This is a genomic window from Burkholderia sp. Ac-20392, assembly GCF_017104585.1.
In the GTDB taxonomy this organism is placed as follows: domain Bacteria; phylum Pseudomonadota; class Gammaproteobacteria; order Burkholderiales; family Burkholderiaceae; genus Burkholderia; species Burkholderia lata.
This window is the reverse complement of the sequence record NZ_JAAGPB010000330.1, coordinates 1-9,573: the sequence shown is the minus strand read 5'-3', so window position 1 is coordinate 9,573 and position 9,573 is coordinate 1. Positions and strand designations below refer to the sequence as shown.

8 protein-coding genes are annotated in these 9,573 nt (G+C 66.0%); all 8 read left to right on the top strand.

Annotation, left to right across the window (positions count from 1 at the left end; all coding sequences use genetic code 11):
* Positions 1-110 precede the first annotated feature (110 nt).
* The 8 genes from G3N99_RS27715 to G3N99_RS27680 all read left to right on the top strand — a co-directional run bounded on the left by G3N99_RS27715 (position 111) and on the right by G3N99_RS27680 (position 9,542).
* Complete coding sequence (locus tag G3N99_RS27715) at positions 111-1,220, top strand: NAD(P)/FAD-dependent oxidoreductase (protein ID WP_174933855.1); 1,110 nt, start codon at positions 111-113, stop codon at positions 1,218-1,220.
* Positions 1,221-1,712: 492 nt separating this feature from the next.
* A complete protein-coding gene (locus G3N99_RS27710; protein WP_011353494.1) occupies positions 1,713-2,024 on the top strand; it encodes a high-potential iron-sulfur protein in 312 nt (103 codons plus the stop codon).
* A gap of 191 nt (positions 2,025-2,215) precedes the next feature.
* Positions 2,216-3,523, top strand: coding sequence for an MFS transporter (locus tag G3N99_RS27705; RefSeq protein ID WP_011353493.1), 1,308 nt, complete (start codon positions 2,216-2,218; stop codon positions 3,521-3,523).
* A gap of 327 nt (positions 3,524-3,850) precedes the next feature.
* Complete coding sequence (locus G3N99_RS27700; RefSeq protein ID WP_174947358.1) at positions 3,851-5,479, top strand: ABC transporter substrate-binding protein; 1,629 nt, start codon at positions 3,851-3,853, stop codon at positions 5,477-5,479.
* 117 nt (positions 5,480-5,596) lie between these two features.
* The gene (locus tag G3N99_RS27695; protein WP_011353491.1) at positions 5,597-6,607 is read left to right on the top strand and encodes an ABC transporter permease subunit; all 1,011 of its coding nucleotides are present in this window, start codon (positions 5,597-5,599) and stop codon (positions 6,605-6,607) included.
* A gap of 4 nt (positions 6,608-6,611) precedes the next feature.
* Positions 6,612-7,529 (top strand): ABC transporter permease subunit, encoded by a 918-nt coding sequence (locus tag G3N99_RS27690; protein ID WP_174937503.1) that lies wholly within the window; start codon positions 6,612-6,614, stop codon positions 7,527-7,529.
* Between the two features lies 1 nt (position 7,530).
* Positions 7,531-8,529: an ABC transporter ATP-binding protein gene (locus G3N99_RS27685; RefSeq protein ID WP_174937505.1), complete on the top strand. Its 999-nt coding sequence runs from the start codon at positions 7,531-7,533 to the stop codon at positions 8,527-8,529.
* Positions 8,526-9,542, top strand: coding sequence for a peptide ABC transporter ATP-binding protein (locus tag G3N99_RS27680; protein WP_174947360.1), 1,017 nt, complete (start codon positions 8,526-8,528; stop codon positions 9,540-9,542). Before G3N99_RS27685 ends, G3N99_RS27680 begins: the two co-directional genes overlap by 4 nt.
* The last annotated feature ends 31 nt before the right edge of the window (positions 9,543-9,573 follow it).

Below are 9,573 nucleotides of genomic sequence, written 5' to 3'. Positions count from 1 at the left end.
CGCGTCATGCGCGTCGTCGTCGCGATACGCTGCACGACCTTCGGCAAGCGGGTGAACCGGGACGTACAATTCTCTTCTCTCCCCTCGACGCGCTAGCGGCGCGAAACGTCATGGAGCAGATGGATTGTGTCGTGATCGGCGCGGGTGTCGTCGGTCTTGCGATTGCGCGCGAACTGGCCGCGCGCGGGCGTGAAACGCTCGTGCTCGAGGCCGCCGATGCGATCGGCACGGGTACGAGTTCGCGCAACAGCGAAGTGATCCATGCGGGGCTCTACTATCCGCGCGGGTCGCTGAAGGCGATGTCGTGCGTACACGGACGCGACCTGCTGTACGAATTCTGCGAGACGCGTCACGTGCCGCACCGGCGTGCCGGCAAGCTGCTCGTCGCGACGAGCGCCGCGCAGGTGAAGCAGTTGAAGGCGATTGCCGCACGCGCGACCGAAAACGGCGTGCTCGACCTGATGCCGCTCACGCGCGCCGAGGCGCAGACGCTCGAGCCCGCGCTCGAATGCGTCGAGGCGCTGTTCTCGCCGTCCACCGGCATCGTCGACAGCCACCAGCTGATGCTCGCGCTGCTCGGCGACGCGGAGCGCGACGGCGCGGTGTGCGCGCTGAAATCCCCGGTCGAATCGATCGACGTGCTGCGCGGCGGGCGCTTCGTCGTGCGCACGGGCGGCGACGCGCCGACCGAGATCGAGGCCGCCTGCGTGATCAACAGCGCGGGCCTCGGCGCCCAGGCGCTGGCGCGCCGCACGCGCGGACTCGACCCGCGCTGGGTGCCGCCGCTCTATCTCGCGCGCGGCAATTATTTCAGCCTGTCGGGGCGTGCACCGTTTTCGCACCTGATCTATCCGATGCCCGACCGCGCGGGGCTCGGCGTGCACCTGACGCTCGATCTCGGCGGGCAGGCGCGCTTCGGCCCGGACGTCGAATGGGTCGATGCGCTGCGCTACGAAGTCGATCCCGCACGCGCGACCGCGTTCTATGCGTCGATTCGCGCATTCTGGCCGGGCTTGCCCGACGACGCGCTGCAGCCGGCGTACGCGGGCATCCGGCCGAAGGTCGCGGGCCCCGGCGAGCCGCCGGCCGATTTCATCGTGCAGGGCGCCGCGCAGCATGGCGTGCGCGGGCTCGTGAACCTGTTCGGCATCGAGTCGCCGGGGCTCACCGCGTCGCTCGCGCTCGCGCAGCGCGTGGGCGACATGGCGGCTTACCACTGACGCGGCGCGTGTGTGGCGGGGGTGTGGTGGGACCGTGACGGGTGCGTATCGGCCGTGTGGCGGCTGTGTGAAATTCCTTATCTCTGGAATTTCGGCGCGCACATTTATTCGCTTGAGCGTTATTCTGTCGAACGGCTGTACAGGGTCTGTCTACCGATGGAACACGCATGCGTTGCCCCGAGAAGGGCCGCTCGCGAGGCGCGCGACGCCGCGAATACTGGACGTATTCGCAAGGCGCGCAACGCGGCGAGCGGCCCTTCTCGGGGCAACCCCAAATTGATATCGTTTCCACGGGAAGGCCCGAAATCGCCCGCATGGCGGCGTCGGTCGTCGCTTGTTTGGCTTGGCCAAACGGCGCTCCTCCCTCCTTGCCTGCGCCCCGCAAGGAAGTCCCCTTGGGGGACGAGCGATTTCGGGCCTTCGCATGCGTGTTCCATCGGTAGACAGACCCTGGAACAGCTTTCAAACCAATAACGTTGGAGCGAGTCCCCCATGAAAACATCCCGTCGGAGTTTCCTGATTACGAGCATTGGTGCCGTGTCCGCGCTGGCGCTGTCGCGTGAAGCGCTGGCCGATGCGCCGATGCTCACGGAAAGCGACCCGACCGCGACGGCACTCGGCTACAAGGCCGATGCCACGAAGGTCGACAAGACGAAGTATCCGAAATACGCAGCAGGCCAGGATTGCGCGGCCTGCATGCTGTACCAGGGCAAGAAGGGCTCGGCCTCGGGCCCGTGCGGCGCGTTCCCCGGCAAGCAGGTGTCGGCGAAGGGCTGGTGCAGCGCCTTCTCGAAGATGGGTTGAGGTCCGTGCGGCATCGTGCGATGCCGCATTGTGGCGAAAACCGCAAAACGCCCGCCGTCGAAAGACGGCGGGCGTTTTTTATTGCTTGAAAACGGTTCCGTCGCTTTCTACACTCGCTGCAAACCAGCGCGCCGCGGGCACCCCGCACGCCGCGCAGCCCGACACGGCGAACTGACGAGGACGAGGCACGCATGGCGACGATTGCGAATTCAACGAAAACGATCCGGCCCGAGCGTGCGCTGAACCGGCGAGCGGTCGCGGCCGCCGTGATCGGCAACGCGCTCGAGTGGTACGACTTTACGGTGTTCGGCTTCATGACGGTCGTGATCGCCGAACTGTTCTTCCCGACCTCCAGCGAATACTCGTCGCTGCTGCTGACGACCGCGACGTTCGGCGTCGCGTTCTTCATGCGCCCGATCGGCGGCATCGTGTTCGGGCTGTACGCGGATCGCGCCGGCCGCAAGGCGGCGCTGTCGCTCGTGATCCTCCTGATGACGGCCGGCATCTTCCTGCTCGCGGTCGCGCCGCCGTATGCGGCGATCGGCATCGGCGGCCCGATCCTGATCGTGCTCGGCCGTCTGCTGCAGGGCTTCTCCGCGGGCGGCGAATTCGGCAGTGCGACGGCGCTGCTGATCGAGGCCGCGCCATTCTCGAAACGCGGCTTCTACGGCAGCTGGCAGATGGCGAGCCAGGCGGCCGCGCTGCTGATCGGCGCACTCGTCGGCGCGGCCGTCACGCGCGGGCTGTCGCACGATGCGCTGCGCAGCTGGGGCTGGCGCGTGCCGTTCATCCTCGGGCTCGTGATCGGCCCGATCGGCTTCTACATCCGCCGCCATCTCGCCGATTCCGAAGCGTTCCTGCATGCGCAGCAAAGCGCGCGCCGCGCGACGCTCGGCGAAGTGTTCACGCGCCACCCGCGCGAGGTGCTGTGCGGGCTCGGTTCGGTGATCGCGCTGACGGTGACGATCTACGTACTGATCAGCTATCTGCCGACCTTCGCGGTGAAGCAGCTGAAGCTGCCCTACGCGGAATCGTTCTACGCGGTGATCGTCGGCAACCTGCTGCTGATGGTGCTGTCGCCGATCGCGGGCGCGTGGTCGGATCGCATCGGCCGCAAGGGGCTGTCGCTGTGGTCGCTGGTGCTGACGCTCGTGCTGATGTATCCGCTGTTCGCCTGGCTCGACGCGGCGCCGAGCATCGCGCGGCTGATCGCGGTGCAGGCCGTGCTGTCGGTCACGCTCGCGGGCTACTACGGGCCGTTCGGCGCGATGATCGCCGAGCTGTTCCCGGCCAACGTGCGCTCGACCGGGCTGTCGATCGCGTACAACGTCGCGGTGATGCTGTTCGGCGGCTTCGGGCAGTTCATCGTCACGTGGCTGATCAAGGTCACGGGCACGCCGCTCGCGCCGACCTACTATGTGATGGCCGGGATCGCGCTGTCGATCGTCGCGGTCGCGTTCGTGCCCGCGCGCAGCGCCGACCTCGACGCGCCGGCGTGACGACGCGACGACATGACGATTTGAAGACGATCACCGGATCGTTTCGCAAAACGCAATGATGTGCTGCAGAACACGGGAAAACAGTGCGTCGAACCTTCGTGTTCGCGCCCGAATTGTTTAGTCGTCGAACGAAACTTGCGCGAGATGAACGAAATTGTCGCTCGCGCGCGTTGTCGCATTTTTTACCCACACTAAACATCGGCAAAAACCCGGCGGGGCATCTAGAAGAGTTTTTTCTCCAGCTTGTTGCCACATCGTTAGCTCAAGTAATATCCGCGTACACCGGCCCCGGGCGGGCCGGTTCCGATCTGGAGACCTGGAGGAAACATGGAATACAACCGTCTGTTGCACACCCTGCGTGTTACCGCCATTGCAGGCGTGGCAGCGGCATCGCTCGGCGTCGCGGGTTCTGCATTCGCACAGATCCCGAACAAAACGCTCGTCTACTGCTCAGAAGGCAGCCCGGCGGGTTTCGATTCCGCGCAATTTACGACCGGCGTCGATTTCACCGCCGCCACGTTCACCGTCTACAACCGCCTCGTCGAATTCGAGCGCGGCGGCACGAAGGTCGAGCCGGGCCTTGCCGAGAAGTGGGACGTGTCGTCGGACGGCAAGGTGTACACGTTCCACCTGCGCCATGGTGTGAAGTTCCACACGACCGACTTCTTCAAGCCGACGCGTGAATTCAACGCGGACGACGTGCTGTTCACGTTCCAGCGCATGCTCGATCCGAACCAGGCGTTCCGCAAGGCGTACCCGGTGTCGTTCCCGTACTTCACCGACATGGGCCTCGACAAGCTGATCACGAAGGTCGAGAAGGTCGATCCGTACACCGTGAAGTTCACGCTCGCCGAGCCGAATGCGCCGTTCATCCAGAACATGGCGATGGAATTCGCGTCGATCCTGTCGGCCGAATACGGCGACCAGCTGATGAAGGCAGGCAAGGCCGCCGACATCAACCAGAAGCCGGTCGGCACGGGCCCGTTCATCTTCCGCAGCTACACGAAGGACGCGACGATCCGGTTCGACGGCAATCCTGATTACTGGAAGAAGGGCGAAGTGAAGATCTCGAAGCTGATCTTCTCGATCACGCCTGATCCGGGCGTGCGCGTGCAGAAGATCAAGCGCAACGAATGCCAGGTGATGAGCTATCCGCGTCCGGCCGACATCGCGACGCTGAAGGCCGATTCGGGCGTCGACATGCCGTCGCAGGCAGGCTTCAACCTCGGCTACCTCGCGTACAACGTCGAGCACAAGCCGGTCGACAAGCTCGAAGTGCGTCAGGCACTCGACATGGCGATCAACAAGAAGGCGATCCTCGAGTCCGTCTACCAGGGCGCCGGCCAGGCCGCCAACGCGCCGATGCCGCCGACCCAATGGTCGTACGACAAGAACCTGAAGATGGCGCCGAACGACACCGCGAAGGCGAAGGCGCTGCTCGCGAAGGCAGGCTTCCCGAACGGTTTCGAGATCACGCTGTGGGCGATGCCGGTGCAGCGCGCGTACAACCCGAACGCCCGCCTGATGGCCGAGATGATCCAGGCCGACTGGGCGAAGATCGGCGTGAAGGCGAAGATCGTCACGTACGAGTGGGGCGAGTACATCAAGCGTGCGCACGCGGGTGAGCAGGACACGATGCTGATCGGCTGGACGGGCGACAACGGCGACCCGGACAACTGGCTCGGCACGCTGCTCGGCTGCGACGCGATCAAGGGCAACAACTTCTCGCACTGGTGCTACAAGCCGTTCGACGATCTGGTCCAGAAGGGCCGCACGACGACGGGCCAGGACGCGCGCACGAAGCTCTACACGCAGGCTCAGCAGATCTTCGCGCAGCAGCTGCCGTTCTCGCCGATCGCGAACTCGACGGTCTACCAGCCGGTGCGCAAGACCGTGGTCGACATGCGTATCGAGCCGCTTGGCTATGCCCGCTTCGACGGTGTTAGCGTGAAGTAACACGCCCGGCGTAAGCTGTCTACGAAGACCGAGACCGGCTAATTCATCCGGCGGCGGGAGGCCAAAAGCTTCCCGTCGCCGGTCGCACATTTCCCACAAGAAAATACGAGACGCATCATGTTCACATTCGTGTTGCGCCGCGTGGGCATGGTGATCCCGACTTTCATCGGCATCACCATCCTGGCGTTTGCGCTGATTCACCTGATACCGGGCGACCCCATCGAAGTGATGATGGGCGAGCGCGGCGTCGATCCCGCGATGCATGCGGAGGCGATGAAACGCCTCGGGCTCGACCAGCCGTTGCCCATGCAGTACCTCCACTACATCGGCCGGGCGCTGCATGGCGACCTCGGCACGTCGATCATCACCAACACGAGCGTCGCGGGCGAGTTCTTCGCGCGCTTCCCGGCGACCGTCGAGCTGTCGCTGTGCGCACTCGTGTTCGCGCTCGCGGTCGGGCTGCCGGCCGGCGTGATCGCCGCATTGCGGCGCGGCTCGGTCGTCGACCATGGCGTGATGGGCACCGCGCTCACCGGCTACTCGATGCCGATCTTCTGGTGGGGGCTGATCCTCATCATGGTGTTTTCGTCATACCTCGGCTGGACGCCCGTATCGGGGCGCATCGCCGTCGAATACGACTTCCCGCACCCGACGGGCTTCATGCTGATCGACGCGCTGCTCGCGCCGGACGAAGGCTCGTTCAAGTCGGCGGTCAGTCACCTGATCCTGCCCGCGATCGTGCTCGGCACGATCCCGCTCGCGGTGATCGCGCGGATGACGCGCTCGTCGATGCTCGAAGTGCTGCGCGAGGACTACATCCGCACCGCACGCGCGAAGGGGCTGTCGCCCGCGCGCGTGGTCGTCGTGCATGCGCTGCGCAATGCGCTGATCCCGGTCGTCACCGTGATCGGCCTGCAGATCGGCACGCTGCTCGCGGGCGCCGTGCTGACCGAGACGCTCTTTTCGTGGCCCGGTGTCGGCAAGTGGCTGATCGATGCGATCGGCCGCCGCGACTATCCGGTCGTCCAGGGCGGCATCCTGTTGATCGCGACGCTCGTGATCGTCGTGAACCTGGTCGTCGACCTGCTGTACGGCGTGCTGAATCCGCGCATCCGCCACACGAGGTAATCCCATGAGCAATCTGCAAAATACCCTGCCGACCGAATCCGCGCCGGCCGGCGGCCGTGCGCTCGCGCTGCGCGAGTTCTGGGCCAACTTCTCGCGCAACCGCGGCGCTGTCGGCGCCGGCATCGTCGTGCTCGTGCTGATCCTCGTCGCGCTGCTCGCCCCGCTGCTCGCGCCGCACAGCCCGGTCGAGCAATACCGCGACTTCGTGAAGATCCCGCCCGCGTGGCTCGACGGCGGCAACTGGAAATTCATCCTCGGCACCGACGAAGCGGGCCGCGACATTCTTTCGCGCCTGATGTACGGCGCGCGGATGTCGTTCTGGATCGGCTTCGTGTCGGTCGTGCTCGCGCTGATCCCCGGCGTCGTGCTCGGGCTCGTGGCCGCGTTCTTCCAGAAGTGGGCCGACACGCCGGTGATGCGCATCATGGACGTGCTGCTCGCGCTGCCGTCGCTGCTGCTCGCGGTCGCGGTCGTCGCGATCATCGGCCCGGGCCTCACCAATACGATGTTCGCGATCGCGATCGTCGCGCTGCCGGCCTATGTGCGCCTGACGCGCGCATCGGCGCTCGGCGAGCTGCAGAAGGAGTACGTGACGGCGTCGCGCGTGGCCGGTGCCGGCACGCTGCGCCTGATGTTCTCGCAGGTGCTGCCGAACTGCACGGCGCCGCTGATCGTGCAGGCGACGCTCGGCTTCTCGTCGGCCATCCTCGATGCGGCCGCACTCGGCTTCCTCGGCCTCGGCGTGCAACCGCCGACCGCCGAGTGGGGCGCGATGCTGGCTTCCGCGCGCGACTACATCGACAACGCGTGGTGGATCGTGACGATGCCGGGCCTGTCGATCCTGATTTCGGTGCTCGCGATCAACCTGCTCGGCGACGGGCTGCGTGACGCGCTCGATCCCAAACTGAAACGGATGGCCTGACATGAGCAACAATCTTCTGACCATCCGCAATCTCGCGGTGAACTTCAACGGCCTGCCCGCGGTCGACCGGATCAACCTGTCGATCGCACCGGGCGAGGTGGTGGGCGTCGTCGGCGAATCGGGCTCGGGCAAGAGCGTGACGATGATGGCGCTGATGGGCCTGATCGACGCACCGGGCAAGGTGACGGCCGATGAGGTCACGTTCAACGGCGTCGACCTGCTGAAGGCGTCGCCGAAAGCGCGCCGCAAGATCGTCGGGAAGGACATCGCGATGGTGTTCCAGGACGCGCTGACGAGCCTGAACCCGAGCTATACGGTCGGCTACCAGATCAAGGAAGTGCTGAAGCTGCACGAAGGGCTGCGCGGCGACGCGCTGCACCGGCGCGCGCTCGAGCTGCTCGACCAGGTCGGCATTCCCGATGCGAAGAACCGCATCACGTCGTTCCCGCACCAGATGTCGGGCGGGATGAACCAGCGCGTGATGATCGCGATGGCGGTGGCGTGCAACCCGAAGCTCCTGATCGCCGACGAGCCGACCACCGCGCTCGACGTGACGATCCAGGCGCAGATCATGGACCTGCTCGTGAAGCTGCAGAAGGAGCGCGGCATGGCGCTCGTGCTGATCTCGCACGACCTGGCCGTGGTGTCGGAGGTCGCGCAGCGCGTGGCGGTGATGTACGCGGGCGAGGTGATCGAGACGAACAGCGTGCCCGACATCTTCCGTGCGCCGCATCATCCGTACACCGAAGCGCTGCTCGCGGCGATTCCCGAGCACAATAAGGGGGCGCGTCGCCTTGCCGCATTGCCCGGCATGGTGCCGGGCCGCGATGATCGCCCGTCCGGGTGCCTGTTCGCGCCGCGCTGCAAGTACGTCGTCGACGACTGCCTCAAGGCGCGGCCGGCGCTCGACACGCTGGTGTCCGGCAATGAGGCGATGCGCGCACGCTGCATCAAGCCGCTCAACGTTTCCAACCTCGACCTGACGGGAGGTGCACGATGAATGCAGTCAATCAAACGGGCGCCACGCCGCACGACGAGGAAGCCGTGCTGGTGGCCGACGGCCTCGCGAAACACTATTCGGTGAAGCGCGGAATGTTCGGGCAGGGCACGGTGAAGGCGCTGAACGGCGTGTCGTTCTCGCTGAAGCGCGGCAAGACGCTCGCCGTCGTCGGCGAATCGGGCTGCGGGAAGTCGACGCTCGCCCGCCAGCTGACGATGATCGAGACACCCACCTCGGGCAGCCTGACGATCGACGGCAAGAACGTGGCCGGCGCAAGCCGCGAGACGGTTGCCGACCTGCGCCGCCGCGTGCAGATGGTGTTCCAGAACCCGTTCGCGTCGCTCAACCCGCGCAAGACCGTCGAGCAGACGCTGTCCGAGCCGCTCGAGATCAACGCGAACCTGACGGCCACCGAACGCGCGCAGCGCATCGCGCAGATCATGCGCACGGTCGGCCTGCGGCCCGAGCACGCGAAGCGCTATCCGCACATGTTCTCGGGCGGCCAGCGCCAGCGTGTCGCGATCGCACGCGCGATGATCCTCGATCCGCGCATCGTCGTCGCCGACGAGCCGGTGTCCGCGCTCGACGTGTCGATCCAGGCGCAGATCCTGAACCTGTTCATGGATCTGCAGGAGCAGTTCAAGACGAGCTACGTGTTCATCTCGCACAACCTGTCGGTGGTCGAGCACGTCGCGGACGACGTGATGGTGATGTACTTCGGCAGCGTCGCGGAGCTGGGCGACAAGGCAACGATCTACGCACGGCCGCGCCATCCGTACACGCGCGCGCTGATGTCGGCGACGCCGGCGATCTTCGAGGAAGACCGCCGCGTGCAGATCAAGCTGCAGGGCGAACTGCCGTCGCCGCTCAATCCGCCGTCGGGCTGCGCGTTCCACCAGCGCTGCCCGTATGCGGTCGAGCGCTGCCGTGCGGAGGAGCCGCAGCTGCGCGAGGTCGACGGCCGGCGCGTAGCGTGCCATCGGGCCGAGGAGGTAGGGGAGGCGAATGCCTGAAGCGTTGGCGGCGCGCGCGTCTGGCGTGCGA